Below are 17,322 nucleotides of genomic sequence, written 5' to 3'. Positions count from 1 at the left end.
ATCCAGAGCTGACACCGCTGCCCACCGAGGTGTCCGGCTCGGCGGGTGCCGCCGCTGCCGTACCCCCGGTGGCGACCGTGCCGCCGCCGGCCAGGACGAAGGCCAGCAGGGGTATGGCCAGCCTCCGTCGCTGAGTTCGTGTGCTCCTGGCCACGAGACTCCTTCCAGTAGCTCCCTGATGGGAGCGATCCCATGAACGTCGACGCTCTCTCCCGGGATGTGAGGGGGGAGCGCGACCTACCTAACTTGACGTCAGTTAACGAGGTGTTACGGGTTGTTTCCGGTGCTCACGTGGCCACAGTGGTTGTACTTCTGCGGGAAGCAGGGGGACCCCGTCGAGGGCGCACCCGGCTTATGGACGGGGTGCTTCACCTCGGCGCCGGTCACGGCCCACGCGCCACTCTCGTGCGAGCAGCTTCTGCTGATCACGAACGGGGGACGGGCCGTGCCTTCCGCTCGCGCAGGCGCCACGCCTCGTAGAACCGGTACCGGTGCCGAAGTGGCCCGCACCGGACCGGAGTTCGCTCCTCGAACCGCGCGGCCCACTTCAACGCACGCGGCCACCGCGTGATCGTCAGGGGGGGGAGCGACCCCTGGTTGTCAAGCGGTGGCCGTCACGCGCTCTACCGGGCGGGCGAGCCGGTTGCGACCGCGGGGCCGGCGCCCGAGAAGTCCAGACTCCAGCGCTGGAGATGACCCGGGTCCAGGTTGTAGAAGCCCGGGGTGCCGTCGGTGACGCGCAGCTTCCAGGTGCCGGCCGTGGTGACCGCCGAGGCGTCGACCGTGTAGGTCTCGTGCAGCTCGGGCGTGAGCACCCAGGGGCCCCAGGGCTTGACGTGGATGACGGTGCCGTCGGGGCCGATCAGGTCGATCACCATGGCGTTGCTGAACCCGTGGTCGAGATCGACCGTGACCTTGAGGTCACTCGGCGCGTCGCCCGGCTTCCCCCGGACGATCAGCGGGGACTCGACGGTGCCCCACCTGGGGATCACGTAGGTGGTGGGGTTGACGAAGAAGTGTCCGCCCGATTCAAGAGCGGTCCAGGTGAACGAGAGGTTCCGGGTGTCCCCGGTCGCGTCCGTGATGACGACGGCCGAACTGTAGTCGCCGGCCTTGTCGGGCGTACCGGTGATGAGACCGGTGGCGTGGTCGATAGTCAGGCCCCGGGGCAGCGACTTGGCGGAGTAGGTCAGCGCGCCGGGACGGCTGCTGGATGCTGTGATCTGGCGGCTGACGGGCTGGCCAACCGCCACCGGCTCGGTCGGCGGCGGCTCGACGGCGATGTGATGGACGAAGCCCGTCCCCACGTTGACGGCCGCCCAGGCGTTGGCGACGGCCTCGTAGGCGTCGCTGCCCGAACCGTACAGGTCGGCGGCGGCCTGGAGCGTCGCGGTGCGAGCACCGGCGTAGTCGGTGGTGCTGGTCATGTAGACGGTGAGCGCGCGGTACACCATGCCGGCGGCGTCGGCCAGCCCGATGCCCGCCACCGGCGACCCGTCATAGGTGGGGCTGTCGTAGGTCACGCCGTTGATGGTCTTCTTCCCGCTGCCCTCGGCGAGCAGGTAGAAGAAGTGGTCTCCCACCCCGGCCGCCATATGCGGTTCGTCCGACTTCGCCTGAGGCGTCCAGTAGTCCAGGGGTGGGGAGCCGACGGCGCTGACGCCGGCCTTGGAGGGGAGGTCCATGTACCGGATGGGCTTGCCGTCACCGTGCAGATCGTCCAGCTCGGCCATCGTGTAGTCGGGCACGTCGTTCGGGTTGTCGGCGTAGAACTCCACAGCGGCGGCCATCATGTCGCTGATCGCCTCGTTGAGCGCCGGTGATTCGCCGTAGTCGCCCAGTCCGGCCGTGGAGGAGGTGACTCCGTGCGTCATCTCGTGGGCGGCTATGTCCAGGGACGTCACCGGGTGGTGCCCGTCCGCGCCGTCGCCGTAGCTCATGCAGAAGCAGCCGTCCTGCCAGTTGGCGTTGGCGAGGGGGATCCCTGGCTGCTGTTGGTAGTGGACTCGGGAGGTGCTGCCGCGGCCGTCGTCGGCTATGCCATTGCGGCCGAAGCGGTCGAGGTAGAAGTCCCACGTCGTCCGTGCGCCGTACGCGGCGTCCACCGCCGCGGTCTGGGGGTTCGCCGCCGTTCCGTCGCCCCACACGTCGGCCTTGCTGGTGAACAGGACACCGTTGGACGTGACACTCGAGTCGAGTGTCCGGTGACCACCGCGCTGGGGGTCGATCAAGGCATACGTGCCGTCATCCTGGCGGGTGGAGCCGATCGTGACCTGCCCGCTGTAGAGGCTGTTGCCCTGGGCGGACTCCACGTGTTCGGCGTTCTGCAGGGTGGCCTCGCTCGCGGCGTCCGTCACGACGTGGCGTTCGCTGGGGGAGCCGTCCTGCTGCACGCCGGTGACGACCGTCTCCCAAGCCAGCTTCGGCTGGGCACCCATCATCCAGACGACCTTGCGAGGGGCCGCGTGCGTGGCCGCCTTGCGGGTGCCCTTCGCCATAGCCTTGCTCAGGGCCGCCTTCTTCGCCGTGGCGGCCGGCACCTTGGCCACGGTCGTCGGCAGGGTCAGCTTCTTCTTGGCGGCGTAGGTGACGGTGCGGGCATCTCGCCGCTGATGGACTATCAGGTCGCCGCCGATGACGGGCAGCCCGGCATAGGTGCGCTCGTAGCGGGTGTGGACCGTGCCGTCGGCGTCCTGGATCACGTCCTTCGGGATCAGTTTCTCCTCAGGGCCGAGCCCCAGTGCGCGGACGGTGCCTGGCGCCGCCTTGGCCGCCTGATCGAGTAGCCGCCGACGCTGCCCAGGCGACAGGTGGACGGTCCCGGACCCCGGCCGGGATGCCGCCTTGATCTGCGGGAGCGCTCCCATTGTGCGGGCGCTTTCGGGGGCGTGGGACATGGAGACGGCGCCGGCCGAGCCGGGCAGCGCGGAGAACGCGAGTGCCGCGGCCGTGATCACCACGGTCGCGGCCAGGCGCAGTCGGGGCCCGCGCGCACCCTGCGGGGACGCGGCCCTGTCACGGGAGTGATTCAACCCAAGAGTCCTTCCGTTCGGCCGTCTGCCGGCGCGGACGGCCGCTGATACGGGGAGGCAGGAGGCCACAGCCTCGGTAGCGGGACGTCAGACGCGTGGCGCACCAGCGCGCCACACTCGCCATGCACATTCCAAGGGATGTGCATCGAGCGCCATCTGACGGTCAACGCCGCCTCACCGGAGTGAAGATGCCAATGCACGCGGAAGCGGCGCTAGGGTGTCGAGGTGGCCGGTTACCGCCAGGTGGCAGCTATCGGCCAGCAACTGGCGGAGCGGAAACACAAGATGACGCCGCCGGAAACCGAGAGGGTATACACGGCTCGGATCGAGCTGCCGCGCCATAGTGGCGTCGAGATCACGGCGGTACTCCTCCCGCTCTTGTCGGCGGGCAGGAAGCAGAGCTGCGTACAGGCCGAGCCCTCGGCAGCGCGGACGTGGCACTTACGCGTCGGCGCGCCAGGAGCGCCGAACGGCCGCGGAGCGGCTTGTCCAGTCCGCGCCCCTGGTCCCAGGCCGAGGTCCGTGGTGTCCCGCCGACCGCCGGCCATGACCGGCATGGGGGCATCAGCGGCGAGAACGGAACAAGACAGCGCCGGTCTCCGTTCAGAACGGCGGTCGGGCCGTGGGACTGGCTCCGTCGCGCAGACATGCGACAAGGACGGCGGTCCCGCGGTCGACGGCCGGACTACCGGAGGGAAAATGGAACTTGACGTCGTCGGACTCGGCGATGAAGCACAGCGTGTCTATACGTCGCTGATCGGTCTGCCCCACAGCACCGCCTCCGAGGTGGCAAGCGCATGCGGGACGAGTACGAGCGCGGCGGGACGGCTGCTGTCCATCCTGGTGAAAGAGGGTCTCGCGACCAGATCGGCCGGCCGCCCTCCACGCTTCGCCGCCACCGCCCCCGACGTCGCGGTCACCGAACTGATCAAGGAACGCGAACGGCAGCTCGACACGGCTCGCGCGTTGGTGCGCCAACTGGCCGACAGACACCGCGAGGCGCAGCGGATCGCCGACCCGGACGTCGCGGTAGAAGTGCTCCGTGGCCGTGACGACATCAGCGCCGCCGTCCGCAGGCTCACCGCCGGCGCCCGCCGTCAGATCCGCACCTTCGACCGGCCGCCCTACGTGGACCGCCCCGGCAGCAATCTGGACGACCAGCGCCGCAGACAGCGTTCGGGCGTCACCCACCGCGTACTCTACGACCGGGGCGCGGTCGCCTGGCCGGGCCGCCTCCGGGACGACATCCTGCCGAGCATACGCACCGGCGAACAGGCCCGCGTGCGACCACAATTGCCGATCAAACTCGTGATCGTCGACGACGCGCAGGCGGTCATCCCCTTCAGCCTCGCCCCGGGCGGGCACCTCGCCGCGTACCTGATCAACCGCTCACCGATGCTGACCGCGTTGGAAGCACTCTTCGAAGCGGAGTGGGACCGCGGATCCCCCCTTCAGGCCCCCACACCGCCCACGGCTCCACCCGCCACCTCCGGCCATCCCGACCACCTCGCCCTCGTCAAGCTGCTCGCCGCAGGCTGCTCGGACACGGCGATCGCCCGCGCCCAGGGCTGGAGCCAGCGCACCACCCAGCGCCGCATTCGCCATCTCATGACCGAACTGGGCGCCACCACCCGCTTCCAGGCCGCGGTCCAGGCTGCTCGCCGGGGGTGGCTGGAGGAGCCTTCGGCATGCACGCAGCCCACGAACGAGGGCGAAGGGGAATGACGATCGCGATCGAGGGGCGAAGGATGTTCTTACGGCGACAGGTCAACGACGAGTGGCTCGTCCCAGCGAGCCGTGAAAGCGCCTCCGGGCACCACATGCTGGCACAGCTCCCACAACTCATCCGGCACCAGCCGCCCAACGATCCCCACCACGGCAACCTATCGAACTCGTTGAACGAGATGGCGTCTTGACCGTGTCCTCCATGGCAGTTGGGCGCGGGGCGGGGTACATGGAGCTGGATTGTTCCCAATGGCCTGTGGGAGCTTGCGAGGCCGTTGATTCCGGAGGAACAGGTACGGCCGCAGGGCGGCGGGAAACAGAACACGCCTGATGAGACGCTGTTCGCTGCGATCATCTACGTGCTGGTCTGCGGCTGTGCATGGCGGGCCTAGCCGCCGTGCTTCGGCATATCGAAGTCGACCGCCCACCGTCGGTTCATGATCTGGTCGCGGGCCGGCGTGTGGGGCCGCACCTGATCACACACCGACAGCTCACCTCGCTGCGTCGGCCGTTGTCAGTCCCACCAAAAGGACCAGAGGGCAGAGTTGAGGAGTGAGGCGGCGTAGTCGGGATACGGGACGGTGCCGTCGTTGACGTTGTCGGCGCCCGTCAGCACGTGTTCGAGAGCGAGGTGGGTGGCGTGATCGGCGTCCCGGGGCGGGCGGGCGACGGAGACGTGAATCATTGCGCCGTCAAAGGCGACGACCCGCGCACCGAAGCGGTCCTCCCAACTGCGGAGCAGGGCGCACAGCAGGGGCAAAGGAGCCTCCGCCTGCCAGCCCATGACCGCGGGAATGTCGGCGGAGCGGGTGGCCGGAACAAGGGCCAGGTGAGGTTTGGGCAGTCGGTAAGGGCCGGCCATGAGCCGGGCGATGGCGGTGCGGGCGGCGGCATCAGAGTCGGCTCCGGCCAGGGAGGGGATGCCGGCCGCCAGGCCGGGCCAGCGGTCGAACGGCGCCCCGGGATCCTCGTCCCAGGGTTCGACGCCCTCTGGCAGGTCTTCCGGTTCTTGCGGCGCCGCAAGCTGCCTGAGCTGGAAGGCTCGATAGGAGCGCCAGTCCCGTTCCAGCACGTCTTGAAGGTCCAGGGCGTCGACGGCCGCGAGGGCGGTGGGCCGCCCAGGTCCGTAAAGGGTGGAGACGAGCAGTGGCCACAGTCCGGATTCCTCCCGTGCACTCTGGCAGTGCGACCACGACTCCACGGGATCCGAAACTGGTTCCTCGGACAGCCACATGCGCGGTGGCGGGGCGTCACCTCGGACGACTTCGGGGAGGCAACGGCCTGGCGGAAGCCCATCGGGCAGTGATGAGAACATGCGCGCACGTTAGCCGCGGTCACTGACACCGCCCGTCCCTGATCCGGGAAGACGCGGGTTCCGAGGTATGCCCGCACGGCAACGTCCGCAGCGTGCCGTGGGCTTCAGCGCTGTCTGAGCTGCCCCTCCGCATGGCCGTCAGCCTTGATCCACCCCATTGTGTTAGGCGTTGCAAGCGCACGATCCGTCTACGGCCTGCCACCCAAGGAGTACCGCGGCCCAGTCAGTCCACGCATCGCCGAGTAGTAGACGTATCGCCAATTAGGCGTGCACTCAGTGCTAACGAAATCCATGCCGCTGTCACCTATCGTGAAAGCGCGCGCTGGCGAACGGGACCGATACCAGCGTGATGGCGAATTCTATGAGCAGAGTCGGGCATCGGAATGGCATTCGGGTTGACCTGAAATTTCGTTTCCCCCTCTCCCGGAGATGTAAGGGGATCACGGAAGGGCGCATGCGCGAGCTGAGGAGCAACCTTGCCTTGACGGACGCGTTGGCTGCACGACCGTCGTGTCAGCCGGACCGGAGCCGAAAGGCCGTGCAGGTGGACTCGAACTGATTTCGATATCGGATGAAGATTTCCACGAAGGGATGACATGAATAAGGTAACTGGGCGTGGCGTCCAAGTCTGCGGCAGCTTCCTCATCGCGGCAACGACCCTACTGGCATCAAGTGGAATCGCAGAAGCCGGGTCCAAGCCGGGGCCGACCACCACCGCCGACATCACCGCCAGGCCGTCCAAGCCGGGTACGACCACCGTCGCCGAGATCCGCTCAAGGCCGAACACCATCCATAGCGCTCTCGTCGGCCGGGATCGACGTAACCTGCGGACCTGCAGGTCCACGGCGTACTTCTTCCAGAGCGTCGTCTGGCATCTCGGCAAGGTCACGAAGAAGAGTATCCAAGTCAGGTCCCTCGATCTCTGGCAGCAAGGGGGGCGAGAAGTTACCTATGGATCACTCAAGTTGTCGAGGGGGACCGACGGCAAGCAGGTCTGGCTCAAGGAATACTGGCAAATTCCCCGATACCGGCCCAACCGGCTGAAGATCACCAAATTCAAGGTCAACAAGACGGTTCCTGTACGGCCTGACAAGCCCATTCAGCTCGCCGTCAACTGGGAAGACGGCGGCCAAAGAGGAGAGCGTGGAGACTGCTACGGCACCGGACAGTTTATTTTCAAACTCAAGCCCGGCAGGTACACCCATGAAGAATGAGGATGTCGCGGCCGTACAGCTCGGGTAACCAGGACGCAAGCGGCAGCAGGCGGAGGCCCCCGGGGGGCCTCCGCGGTCTCCCGGAAATCACGCGGCGCCAACTCTGGTGGTTCCGCGCCGTTCACACCAACGCACCGGTTTTCGAATCACCTAAGGCCTGTCCCGTAAAAGATCTCCGGGGTCGGCAGTGTGCTACCCCATGACCGCGCGGGCCGCGTCCAGAAACGCCAGCCGGTTGTCCTCCAAGTAGTCCCGCACGCTCTCGCCGTCAGGCAAGCCTTCCCACACCGTCCGGTTGAGGTCGAGGAAGTACGCGCGTGCCGCGTCGTGTACGGGCAGGGGGAAGTGGATGCGGATGAGCCGCTCCGCAACCCACAGCCTGTTCATGACGTCCCGGGCCGTGAGGAACCAGGCGTCGGTGCGCTCCCACTCGGAAGGCCGGCTGAAGGCACAGCGTTCGGCCTCGGCCCCCACCTCGATGAACCGCTCCAGCAGCGCGAGCCGTTCCCCGCGCCGGGCCTCCGACAAGGCGATCTGCTGCCGTTGCTGTTCAGCGCGTTCCGCCGAGAGTTGAGTCCTGTGCTGAACGAGGTAGGACAACACGCCGCCGAGGACAACGCCGCCCAGCGATATGAGTGACACCCAGACCTGACCTGACATGACGGTCATCGTGCCATGCCGCCGATCTTTGAGACGATCTGGCATTGGCTGGTGTGATCACGGCGTCCGAGCCGTCCTGGACAGCCCCGTTCACCGGGCTGAGCCGACGTCAGTTCGGCAACCCGATCACCGCGTTACGACGCGAGGGCGTGGACCCGGTCCGCAAGGGCCGGCCGTCGCGAAGATCACCAACGACCGGGAAGAGCTGCCGGCGTTCTACGACTTCCCAGCCGAGCACTGGGTCCACCTGCGGACACCCGATCGAGTCGACGTTCTTCCCCCGTCAAGCCGCGAACGAAGGTCACCCGGGGCGCCGGCAGCCCGGCCGCGGCCCTCGCAATGGTATTCAAGCTCGTCGACTCCGCCCAGGCCCGCTGGCGCGCGATCACGGGAGCCCACCTCGTCGCCCTGGTCCGCTCCGGCGCCCGATTCGAGAACGGCGTCTTGGCCGAACGCACAGACACGCCAGCCGCGTGATCTTACGGTTCATCTCGCAGGCTGTCCCCCCAGGAGCAGAGGAGAACACGATGGACGCGCAAGCGGCCCCCTCCCACCGCGTCGTGCAGCGGTACTTCCAGATGTGGAACACGGGCGACATCTCGATCGCTTCGGAAGTGCTGAGCCCGGACTGGACCGACCATGCACACCCAGAGGTGACCGGGCCCACCGACGTTCAACGCGCCGTCACGCAGACCCACGCCAGCCGACCAGGACTCCGGTTCCACATCGACACGATTCTCGGCACCGACGATTTGCTGTCAGTGGTCGGTGGTGTCGGCCACGAAAGTCGCCCAGGCACGATCGACAGCCATCTCATCTGGCTGATCCGGCTCCTCGACGGTCAGATGACCGAGATGTGGACCTACCGCCGGAGCACTCCCTGACGCTCCTGATCCACAATTCTTGACGATTGCTCCAGCCCCGAGTAATTGTTCAAACCCTGTGGATCGGTGGCTGCCGGCGCAGCGTTCCGGCTCTGGAGGAAAAGCAGGTGCGTGCCGCCTCCGCCCCTGTCAGGCTCGGCCGGTGAACCGTGAACAGATCTCCAGGCTTGCCCATGCGGATCATCCGATTGCGGCCCCGCTCGACGACGACTCGGTGCGCCGATTGCTGGACCGCGGCATTTCACGCGGCGATGAGCGCATACTCGACCTCGGCTGCGGCGGCGGAGAGTGGCTCGTGCGTGCCCTGACCACGCATCTGCGACTGCGGGCCGAGGGCGTCGATGTCTCCGAGAGCTCGCTGGCGCATGCTCTTGAGACCGCGCGCACCCTTGGCGTGCACGAGCGCCTTGTCCTCCACCACGAGGACGCCGCCGACTTCGCCGCCTCCCACGCGTTCGACCTGGTGCTCAGCGTCGGCGCCACGCACGCCTTCGGTGGCCTGCTCGCTACCCTCACGGCGGCACGCAAGCACCTGGCTCCCGGGGGACGCGTCCTGATCGGTGACGGATTCTGGGCCCGCGAGCCCTCCTCCGAGGCCGTCGAGATGCTCGGGAACCTCGCCGACCTGCCGACCACTGTGGACCGCGTCATCGCCGATGGGTGGACACCCGTCTACGGGCACATCAGCACACGCCGAGAGCTTGACGACTACGAATGGGCCTGGACGGGGGCACTGGCCTCATGGGCCCTGGACCACCCCAACGATCCGGACAGTTCCCAGGCGCTCGCAGCAGCCACCACCCACCGCGACCAATGGCTGCGCGTATACCGGGACGCCTTCGGTTTCCTCTGCCTGATCCTGCGCCGGACGTCCGACTGAACCGGAGTGAACCGCCCCGCCACCTCAGCAAGCCTCATTCGGTCCACATGCGCACTCGCTGGCCGCCGACGCGCTTCAGGCTGCCCGGGCTGGGTCCGCGGCAGCCTGGCCGGCGCCGTCTTCCACAGCGATTACGGAGCCAGTCCAGCTCCCGGGAATTCGCCGGCTCCCGTGCCGAGTTGGGAGAGAAGCAGTCCATGGGTGCGGTCGGCACCAGCGCGGACAACGCTCTCGCCGAGTTGTTCAACGCGACCCTCAAACGCGAGACGTTCCGTGGCGCCCGCCGCTTCGACGGAGCCCGCGCCTGCCGCCTGGCGGTCCTTCTTCCGCTGGACCACTCGATCCAACACCAGCCGACGACACTCGGACGCCCGCCATCTTTTCGCCGGCGATGTTTCGGAGCAGCTCGTCGATGCAGCCGTGCCGCCAGGCCGGCGGGCAGCGAAGAGGTGGCAGTTCAGGGTCGGCATCGTCCTCCACCAGAAGGCTGCGACAATATCCCGTGACAGGTTGCGATGACGGCACCTCAGCTTGGGTCGGACGCCTCCATTGACCTCATGGCAACTTCAACGACCGACCTCTACTGCAACCCGGATCAGGATGATGCGCGGGCGCAGCGTACCGGGACCCGGAACAGGTCCCAGCGGCGGTGCTGACGAGCATCGTGGACGGCCAGATGGCCGATGACGTACTCGCTCGCCTTCAACAGGTGCGTGAGGGCTGCGTCGGCCTCTTCATGCTCCAGCTTCAGCCGAGGAGGGTTTCGCCGATGCCGGAGCCGGAGGAGACGCCGTATTCCTTGGGACCGTAGACGCTGACGCTGCTGGTGCTCAGGCCGCCGCTGGTGCCGCGCAGTTGCCAGACGGCGCCGTCGTCCTCGTTTTCGCCGGGGGCGGAGACGGCGAGGTCTGCCTTGCCGTCGCGGTTGTAGTCGGCGAGGCGGACCTGGGAGCCGAAGACGTCGTTGAACTCGGCGCTGCCGGGGATGCCGGTGGTGTCCTGTGAGTAGCGTGCGGCGCCGGTGGTGGTGAGCCCGCCGGCGCTTCCGCGCAGCACGAGTACGTCGCCTCCCCTCAAGGCTCGGCCGAGGGACTCGTAGGGGATGCCGATGGCGAGGTCCGCGCGGTGGTCGCCGTTGATGTCGGCGATGGACATCGCCGCGCCGAACTCGTCCTCCTTCTCGTTGGCGCCGGGGATGCCGGCGGTGTTCTGGTGGTAGACGCGGCCTGAGGGGGCGAGTCCGCCGTTGATGCGGGGGTCGCCGTAGCGGACGGTGATGTAGCCGGAGCCGTTGCTGGGATCGGCCAGTCCGTTGGGATTGAGACGGGGGTCGGACAGGGCGATGACGAGGTCGTCGCGGCCGTCGCCGTTGAGGTCTCCGGCTTCCACGCGGTCTCCGCCGGCGAGCCTGGCCTGGGCGGTGAAGGAGTCGGCGTCGGTGGTGCCAGGCTCCTGGCCGTAGACGACGGTGGTCTTCTGCTGGACCACGGCCAGTTCGTCCTTGCCGTCGCCGGTGAAGTCGCCGGCTGCGAGGTGCCCGCCGCTGGTGGAGTCGGGGCCGAAAACGTCGTCGCCGGCGGGGGCTTTGCTGCGGGTGAACGTGCCGGAGTACAGCCGCAGGGATGTCTGCCCGCTGACGGCGATGTCCGGGCGGGAGTCTCCGGTGAAGTCGCCCACGGCGATGTCGGAGCCGAACAGGCGCGAGGGGTACGACGGTCCCGAGGGCAGCGCGAGGGCGCTGCTGAACGGTGACGTGCCGCCCCACAGCACGGTCACCGAGCCGTTCCCCGACGCATCTCCTTCACTGCCGACCAGCAGGTCGGCGTACCCGTCGCGGTTCATGTCGCCGCTGGCGAGGCTGCTGCCGAAGAAGTCCTGGTACCCGGGCGTGCCGGGGACGTTGGCGGAGTTCTGCGTGATGGAGACGTGCTTGCCGGTCAGGCCGTGGGCGGAGCCGAAGGTGACGAGAACAGCACCGGCGTCCTGCTTCCCGCTGATCGTCTTACCCGGCATGCCGATGGCCAGATCGCGGTATCCGTCGCCGTTGAAGTCATCGGCCAGCTTGGACCCGGCGGCGACGGCCTGGCCGGCCGAGACGGCCACCAGAGCGCCGGTCAGAGAGGCCGCCAGGGCCGCTGCCACGGCAAGACGGACTGAGTGACGCACGAAGACCTCCTGTTTCACCGCGGACGCCGACGGCACCCGCGAACCGGAATGATGGCCGGCAACCCCGTGTCCTGCGGGCTAGCGGCTCGATCACGCGATGCGTGACGAACAACAGACGCCTCACCGCCACCGATGGTTGTACCGCGACCACCATGCACCGGTCCCACCACGCACGAGGGCTGTGACCGGTCAGAGAGAGGTGGGCAAGACCCGCTCCAGGGCGCAGCGAAGTCAGCAGCCCGTGCAGACGGCTCTTGACGCGGGTTACCTCACTGGCCAAGTCGTCGTCGAAACCCGCCACCATGTTCAGCCCTGCGACGCACTCGTCGTCCGGCGGAGGCGGCTCGTCGCCACCGCCTTGGCCACGCGCTCCCCCCTTGGCATCCCAACCTCCGGTCGCCCACCTGCGGGAAAGTCGGCCCAGCCACTGCCACCCGGGACGACGGCAGCCGGGCCGGGCTGCTGCGATCGGTCTACGGCGGCCGCGTCCGCGTCGACGGCAACGGTTCCTGGAGCCTTGAGGAGGCGGTGCGGGTCGCCCGCACCCTGCACGAGCACGGCGTAGAACTCCTCGAACAGCCGGTCCCGTCCGGCGATCCGGACGCCCCGCGGTACGTCCACGAGCGCTCGCCGGTGCCGGTCTACGCCGACGAGGACTGCGCCGGACCGCAGGACATCCCGCGGCTGCGCGGCCGGGTGAGCGGCGTCGACGTCAACCTGGCCAAGTGCGGTGGGCTGCTCGCCGCCCGCGAGACCGTGACACTCGCCCGCCGCGCCGGGCTGCGGGTGATGCTGGGCTGCAAGCTGGAGAGCGCCCTCGGTGTGACCGCGATGGCTCAACTGGCGCCGCTCGCCGACGAACTGGACCTGGACGGCCGTCTCGGACCGGTGAGTGACCCGTTCACCGGCGCGGCCGTCGACCGTGGTGTGATCGGTTTGCCGACGGCTCCCGGTCTCGGCGCCACCACGACCAGCACGGAGTACGGAGACAACTGACATGCGACTGCGCTGTGCCGTCCTCGACGACTTCCAGAACGCGGCTCTGGACTCGGCCGACTGGAGTCCCGTCGAGGACCGTGTCGAGGTCGTCATCTTCCGCGAGCACATCGCCGACGAGAACGAACTCGCCGCCCGTCTGGCCGAGTTCGAGATCGTGGTCACCCTGCGCGAAAGGGTCCCGTTCCCGGCCACGCTGCTGGACCGGCTGCCCCGGCTCCAGCTGCTCATCGCCTCCGGCATGCGCAACTCGGTCATCGACTACGAGGCCGCCGAGCGCAACGGGGTGACCGTGTGCGGCACCGCCAGCTCCTCCACCCCGCCGGTGGAGCTGACCTGGGCGCTGCTGCTGGGCCTGGCCCGCAACCTCGTCACCGAGAACAACGCGCTGCGCGCGGGCGGCCCCTGGCAGTCCACCGTCGGCGCCGACCTGCACGGCCGCCGGCTCGGCCTGCTGGGCCTGGGCAAGATCGGCAGCCGGGTGGCCCAGGTGGGCCTGGCCTTCGGCATGCGGGTCAGCGCCTGGAGCCACAACCTGGCCAAGGAACGGGCCGACGAGGTGGGCGTGGAACTCGCCGCGTCCAAGGAGGAGTTGCTGAGCAGCAGCGACTTCGTCTCCCTCCACCTCAAGCTCAGCGACCGCACCCGCGGCCTGGTCGGCGCCGCCGAACTCGCCCTCCTGAAGCCGACCGCCTACCTGATCAACACCTCACGAGCGGCCATCGTCGACCAGGACGCACTGCTCGCCGCGCTGCGCGAGGGCCGGATCGCCGGCGCCGGCCTCGACGTCTTCGACACCGAGCCGCTGCCCGCCGGCCACCCGCTGCGCTCCGCGCCCCGGCTGCTCGCCACCCCGCACCTCGGCTACGTCTCGCAGTCCAACTACGCGGCGTACTACAGCCACGCCGTCGAGGACATCCAGGCGTTCCTCGCCGACGAACCGGTACGCCGGCTCGGCTGACCGGATGCCCCGGCCGGCCACCCGCCAGGTGGCCGGCCGGGCGCGCGGGCGACGTTCCGTCCCGGCGGGGTGCGCATGCAGGAAGGGGCGGGGCGGTCGGATTCGAACCGACGTCCTCCGAGATGATGTCGCGGCGCACTACCTCTGTGCTACGACCCCGCCTTACTGGTGATCATATCCCGGTCCACGGTGATCGACAGGAGATAACGCTCCCAACGGCCTGGCCACGCTAGTTGGCAACGGCTGGCCAAGATCCTTGGCGTCTGTAATGAATTGCGACGCTTGTTGGCATCGGCGTCACGGTTCGCGCGGCAGCAAGGCCGGTGCGCATGGGGTGGTAACGGCGACACTCTCGTCGCTTGGTTCCTTGCCGTTTTCACGTGACCTTCGGTGATTTCTGCGGACCGTCCAGTCGCCTGGTCACCGTGTCGAGTGTCGGCCAAGGAGGACCCTCGCGCAGCAAGCGCATGAATTCCTCTCCGAATCGCCTCCCATTCGGAAACTGGTCGCCAAGCTCCCAACGCCACGCGGCGACCATCGCGATAACGAGCTGCCGGCACTCGTCCAGCAGCCCTCGGTCAACGCTTGGGTAGTGCTCGCAGACCGCCTCGGGGACATGAGCGAGATCGAACTCGACGGGACCACGGCAGCACGTCTCAAGGTCGATGAACAACGGGCCGTTCTCCGTGCTGAGCACATTGCCTGGATGCGGCTCGCCGTGGAGCAGCTGCTCCACGGCGCCGCGGTCGTCGATCGCTCGTCGCAGGCTTGCCAGCCTGCCGCTGAGGAACACGCGGTCCGCGTCGGCGAGCTCCGGCGAGCGATCCGGGTCGGCGACAACTTCTTCCGCCTCCGTGATCCGGTCCGTGAACCTCGGGCTCGGCACATCGACCTTGCGCATGCCGGCGTGCAGCTGCTCCAGCGCCTTGGCGTAGTCGACTGGTGAGGTGTGAGGTGTCACGGGCTCGTAGTAGGTCCACAGCGTCACTGCGAAGCCATCGCGCGTGTACACACGCGGGTCCGCCCGAGGCTCCAAGGGACACACCGGGCATCCGACCTCGGCGAGCTGCTGAGCGAGCTCGACTTCGAACTGCGCAACCTCTTGCCCCACAGGGGCGACCCGGGCGAAGACGTCGCATGGAGTCAGCCGCAGTGCCAGCTTGTTCGAGTTGTGGAGAACGATTGCGTCGTCGGCTGGCAGGTCGAGCGATGCGGCGACCGAAGTCGCAGCCGCGATGGCACGCGTGACATCGTTCATCTCCACCCTCGAATCTTGGCATACATGAGCGAGGGCGTTACCAACCAGCGTGGCCAGGTGCCAACTGTCGTGGCTCGGCACACGCCAATGCTCGCCTGTTCGTGCTCTCGGTGACCCCCGGAACACGACCAGCCCCGCCGATCCGCCGCAGTGATGGCCGCTTACCGGCCCGCCGGATCCGTGGGCCCCGCCCGAACGGAACGACGGTGGCATGATCCTCTCCGGCCACTGCTCAACCGGAGAGGATCACGCTGCGTCCGCTGACACCGCACTACACGGCCACGGAACAAGAGACGGAACCCTTCATCCGCACCCACGTCGCGTATCTGGAACGACACCACCAGGACGGCACCTTCCCGGTCTCCGGACAGACCGTCCCGCCTCGATCGGCGGCGTGATCATCACGCATGGTGTCGATCGCCGGGCCATCGAACGGATCGCGGCGAGAAGGGACCGTTGACATGCCCCAGCCCCATCACCCATTCCGCCCACGCTCCTGGAGGAGGCTGGACGCTGAGTTCAGCGTCCAGGGCGGCTGAGTGAAGACAGGCCCCACAGTTCGGCGATGCGCCCGTCCTGCACCCGGAAGATCTCCATCATCGAGGGGAGAGGGAAAGCCTGTCCCTCAGCTTCCGCCGGGATGCCGTGCAGGCTCGTACGGACTGCGGCTCTGTCTGCCTCTACGAGCATGTCCTCGACGATGACCTGAATGTCCGGGAACAGGGCGTGGAGCCCGCTCCACGCCTTCACCACGCTGTCGACGCCGACGGTCCCCAACGGGTGGCTCACGAAGTCGGCGGAGAAGATCGCCGTTGCCGCCGTGAGGTCACGGGCGTTGAACGCCTGATACATGCGCTGCGCCAGAACTCGTACGTCGTCTGTCATCTCACGCTTCCTGTCCAGGACTTGGGCGTAGATCAGCTTATGGGACGAGCAGCAGCGGGCCTCGGCGAGATACCCGACTCCGGCGAAGACAGCGCAGGCCTTCGGCTCGACCAACTCGGACTCGAACAGGCTGACCTCAATACTCGCGCGAGCGATCACGAAACCCATGAGCGCCTCTACTGGGCAGCGACGGACGAGACGCATGCCGTAGCGGTCAGGGTGATGGTCAGCGGCTGACCGCGCAGGGCTCTGGGCAGGGGCACGTCCACCTGCTCGGGGCCCGCCGGCGGACTGGGTAGCGGTCTTTGTCCGCGCAGGCCGCGGGTGGCGGACTGGATGAGCCCGTCGAAGAACACGGGAAGGTTCTCGTCCGGCAGGTTCAGTTCATGCGTCTCGGAGAGGGATCAGCCGCGCCCAGTGGCGGATCGCAGTCGAGCCGCGGCGCGTGGACCGTGCCGTCGCGGTGGACCACGACGGGTGGGAGGTGACCGGCCGAGCAGATCGAGCACCTAAGGGTGACGGGGGCGATCGGAGCGTACTTCGGCGTTGGCCGTCTGCGGCTGCTTCTGCGTATCGGCCCAGGTCGCCAGCAGGGTCAGACCGTCAGCGCTGGGCGTACCAGGATCCGCGGTGTAGGTGGTGATGGAGACGTGCGGGTCGCCGGGCAGTGCGAAGTCGTCGTACGCGAGGTCCATCCTGCCGACGACCGGGTGGTGTACGACCTTGCGTCCGCGCGAATGGCGGCGCACGTTGTGCTTGGACCAGCGGGTGCTGAAATCGGTGCTGCGGGCGGAGAGCTCGCCGATGAGTTCGGTCACCTGCTGGTCCAGCGGGTCACGCCCGGCGGTCGCGCAGGACCGCGACCAGCAGCTCGTGGGTGAAGGCGGGCGGCATCCGCTGGCCGTGCTGATCACACCGGGGCAGGCAGGCGACGGACTGGGATGATCCACGTGCTGGAGCGTGTCCGTGTGCCGCGCCCGGCCGGTGGGCGTCCTCGCACTCGGCCGGACCACCTCGGCGGCGACAAGGCGTACAGTTCCCGCCGCAACCGCCGCTATCTGCGACGTCGGCAGATCAAGCACACCTTCCCCGAGCGCCAGCGGACCCATCGGCAAAACCGTGGCAGCAAGCGTGGTCGGCCCGTCGGCTTCGACCGGGCCCGGTATGCCCGCAGGAACGAGGTCGAGCGAACGATCAATCTCCTCAAAGGCTTCCGCGCCGTGGCCACCCGCTTCGACAAACGGGCGTACGTCTTCCACGGCACGGTGACCGTCACCGCGATCCGGCTGTGGCTCCGCTCCTGAGCCCTGCTCGCTTACTTCCGATTCACCGTGCCTACCGCAGGA

Annotated in this window: 14 protein-coding genes and 5 pseudogenes; 11 read left to right on the top strand and 8 right to left on the bottom strand. The window is 68.0% G+C overall.

Annotation, left to right across the window (positions count from 1 at the left end; genetic code table 11):
- Positions 1-623 precede the first annotated feature (623 nt).
- On the bottom strand, positions 624-3,032 hold the full coding sequence (locus AB0L21_RS22045; RefSeq protein ID WP_365785841.1) for a M4 family metallopeptidase: 2,409 nt from the start codon (positions 3,030-3,032) through the stop codon (positions 624-626).
- 699 nt (positions 3,033-3,731) lie between these two features.
- On the opposite strand from AB0L21_RS22045, the gene AB0L21_RS22040 reads away from it, so the two are divergent.
- Both AB0L21_RS22040 and AB0L21_RS22035 read left to right on the top strand, forming a co-directional pair.
- Complete coding sequence (locus AB0L21_RS22040) at positions 3,732-4,757, top strand: helix-turn-helix domain-containing protein (protein ID WP_365785839.1); 1,026 nt, start codon at positions 3,732-3,734, stop codon at positions 4,755-4,757.
- 209 nt (positions 4,758-4,966) lie between these two features.
- Positions 4,967-5,227 (top strand): annotated as a pseudogene (locus AB0L21_RS22035) (transposase); the annotation flags it as partial.
- Positions 5,228-5,271: 44 nt separating this feature from the next.
- Here the strand turns inward: AB0L21_RS22035 and AB0L21_RS22030 are convergent.
- Positions 5,272-5,958 carry a DUF4253 domain-containing protein gene (locus AB0L21_RS22030; protein ID WP_365785837.1) on the bottom strand — a complete coding sequence of 229 codons (687 nt, stop codon included), beginning with the start codon at positions 5,956-5,958 and terminating at the stop codon, positions 5,272-5,274.
- A gap of 710 nt (positions 5,959-6,668) precedes the next feature.
- On the opposite strand from AB0L21_RS22030, the gene AB0L21_RS22025 reads away from it, so the two are divergent.
- A complete protein-coding gene (locus AB0L21_RS22025; RefSeq protein ID WP_365785835.1) occupies positions 6,669-7,286 on the top strand; it encodes a hypothetical protein in 618 nt (205 codons plus the stop codon).
- Between the two features lie 192 nt (positions 7,287-7,478).
- Here AB0L21_RS22025 and AB0L21_RS22020 read toward each other — a convergent pair whose 3' ends face one another.
- On the bottom strand, positions 7,479-7,955 hold the full coding sequence (locus tag AB0L21_RS22020; RefSeq protein ID WP_365785834.1) for a hypothetical protein: 477 nt from the start codon (positions 7,953-7,955) through the stop codon (positions 7,479-7,481).
- A 35-nt stretch (positions 7,956-7,990) separates the two neighbouring features.
- Between AB0L21_RS22020 and AB0L21_RS22015 the strand changes: the two are divergent.
- The 5 genes and pseudogenes from AB0L21_RS22015 to AB0L21_RS21995 form a co-directional block, all read left to right on the top strand.
- Positions 7,991-8,122: pseudogene (locus tag AB0L21_RS22015) on the top strand (IS5/IS1182 family transposase); the annotation flags it as partial.
- Positions 8,119-8,423: pseudogene (locus AB0L21_RS22010) on the top strand (IS256 family transposase); the annotation flags it as partial. The pseudogenes AB0L21_RS22015 and AB0L21_RS22010, both read left to right, overlap by 4 nt.
- Before the next feature lie 50 nt (positions 8,424-8,473).
- Positions 8,474-8,830 carry a nuclear transport factor 2 family protein gene (locus AB0L21_RS22005; protein WP_365711018.1) on the top strand — a complete coding sequence of 119 codons (357 nt, stop codon included), beginning with the start codon at positions 8,474-8,476 and terminating at the stop codon, positions 8,828-8,830.
- A gap of 142 nt (positions 8,831-8,972) precedes the next feature.
- Positions 8,973-9,710: a class I SAM-dependent methyltransferase gene (locus AB0L21_RS22000; protein ID WP_365785832.1), complete on the top strand. Its 738-nt coding sequence runs from the start codon at positions 8,973-8,975 to the stop codon at positions 9,708-9,710.
- A 105-nt stretch (positions 9,711-9,815) separates the two neighbouring features.
- Positions 9,816-10,076: pseudogene (locus AB0L21_RS21995) on the top strand (integrase core domain-containing protein); the annotation flags it as partial.
- 381 nt (positions 10,077-10,457) lie between these two features.
- Here AB0L21_RS21995 and AB0L21_RS21990 read toward each other — a convergent pair.
- Entirely contained in the window at positions 10,458-11,876 is a 1,419-nt protein-coding gene (locus AB0L21_RS21990; RefSeq protein WP_365785830.1) for an FG-GAP-like repeat-containing protein, read from the bottom strand.
- A 312-nt stretch (positions 11,877-12,188) separates the two neighbouring features.
- On the opposite strand from AB0L21_RS21990, the gene AB0L21_RS21985 reads away from it, so the two are divergent.
- Both AB0L21_RS21985 and AB0L21_RS21980 read left to right on the top strand, forming a co-directional pair.
- Complete coding sequence (locus AB0L21_RS21985; protein WP_365785947.1) at positions 12,189-12,872, top strand: enolase C-terminal domain-like protein; 684 nt, start codon at positions 12,189-12,191, stop codon at positions 12,870-12,872.
- Between the two features lies 1 nt (position 12,873).
- A complete protein-coding gene (locus AB0L21_RS21980; protein WP_365785828.1) occupies positions 12,874-13,833 on the top strand; it encodes a D-2-hydroxyacid dehydrogenase family protein in 960 nt (319 codons plus the stop codon).
- A gap of 376 nt (positions 13,834-14,209) precedes the next feature.
- Here AB0L21_RS21980 and AB0L21_RS21975 read toward each other — a convergent pair whose 3' ends face one another.
- From AB0L21_RS21975 to AB0L21_RS21960, 4 genes are all read right to left on the bottom strand, one after another.
- Positions 14,210-15,091: an aminoglycoside phosphotransferase family protein gene (locus AB0L21_RS21975; RefSeq protein WP_365785945.1), complete on the bottom strand. Its 882-nt coding sequence runs from the start codon at positions 15,089-15,091 to the stop codon at positions 14,210-14,212.
- A 519-nt stretch (positions 15,092-15,610) separates the two neighbouring features.
- Entirely contained in the window at positions 15,611-16,144 is a 534-nt protein-coding gene (locus tag AB0L21_RS21970; protein WP_365785826.1) for a nuclear transport factor 2 family protein, read from the bottom strand.
- Between the two features lie 211 nt (positions 16,145-16,355).
- The gene (locus AB0L21_RS21965; protein ID WP_365711026.1) at positions 16,356-16,478 is read right to left on the bottom strand and encodes a hypothetical protein; all 123 of its coding nucleotides are present in this window, start codon (positions 16,476-16,478) and stop codon (positions 16,356-16,358) included.
- 7 nt (positions 16,479-16,485) lie between these two features.
- A complete protein-coding gene (locus AB0L21_RS21960; RefSeq protein WP_365785824.1) occupies positions 16,486-16,794 on the bottom strand; it encodes a hypothetical protein in 309 nt (102 codons plus the stop codon).
- Positions 16,795-16,846: 52 nt separating this feature from the next.
- On the opposite strand from AB0L21_RS21960, the pseudogene AB0L21_RS21955 reads away from it, so the two are divergent.
- Positions 16,847-17,280 (top strand): annotated as a pseudogene (locus AB0L21_RS21955) (transposase); the annotation flags it as partial.
- Positions 17,281-17,322: the final 42 nt, after the last annotated feature.

Origin of the sequence: Streptomyces sp. NPDC052721 (assembly GCF_040678315.1) — a bacterium.
Taxonomy (GTDB): Bacteria; Actinomycetota; Actinomycetes; order Streptomycetales; family Streptomycetaceae; genus Streptomyces.
The sequence above is the reverse complement of the archived record's forward strand: the minus strand, read 5'-3'. Positions and strand labels throughout refer to the sequence as shown.

Bases quoted from the DNA above. Each gene is read 5' to 3' on its own strand.
- AB0L21_RS22020 (WP_365785834.1), bottom strand. From the start codon at position 7,955: ATGACCGTCATGTCAGGTCAGGTCTGGGTGTCACTCATATCGCTGGGC.
- AB0L21_RS22040 (WP_365785839.1), top strand. From the start codon at position 3,732: ATGGAACTTGACGTCGTCGGACTCGGCGATGAAGCACAGCGTGTCTAT.
- AB0L21_RS22025 (WP_365785835.1), top strand. From the start codon at position 6,669: ATGAATAAGGTAACTGGGCGTGGCGTCCAAGTCTGCGGCAGCTTCCTC.
- AB0L21_RS21975 (WP_365785945.1), bottom strand. From the start codon at position 15,091: ATGAACGATGTCACGCGTGCCATCGCGGCTGCGACTTCGGTCGCCGCA.
- AB0L21_RS21980 (WP_365785828.1), top strand. From the start codon at position 12,874: ATGCGACTGCGCTGTGCCGTCCTCGACGACTTCCAGAACGCGGCTCTG.
- AB0L21_RS22005 (WP_365711018.1), top strand. From the start codon at position 8,474: ATGGACGCGCAAGCGGCCCCCTCCCACCGCGTCGTGCAGCGGTACTTC.
- AB0L21_RS21970 (WP_365785826.1), bottom strand. From the start codon at position 16,144: ATGGGTTTCGTGATCGCTCGCGCGAGTATTGAGGTCAGCCTGTTCGAG.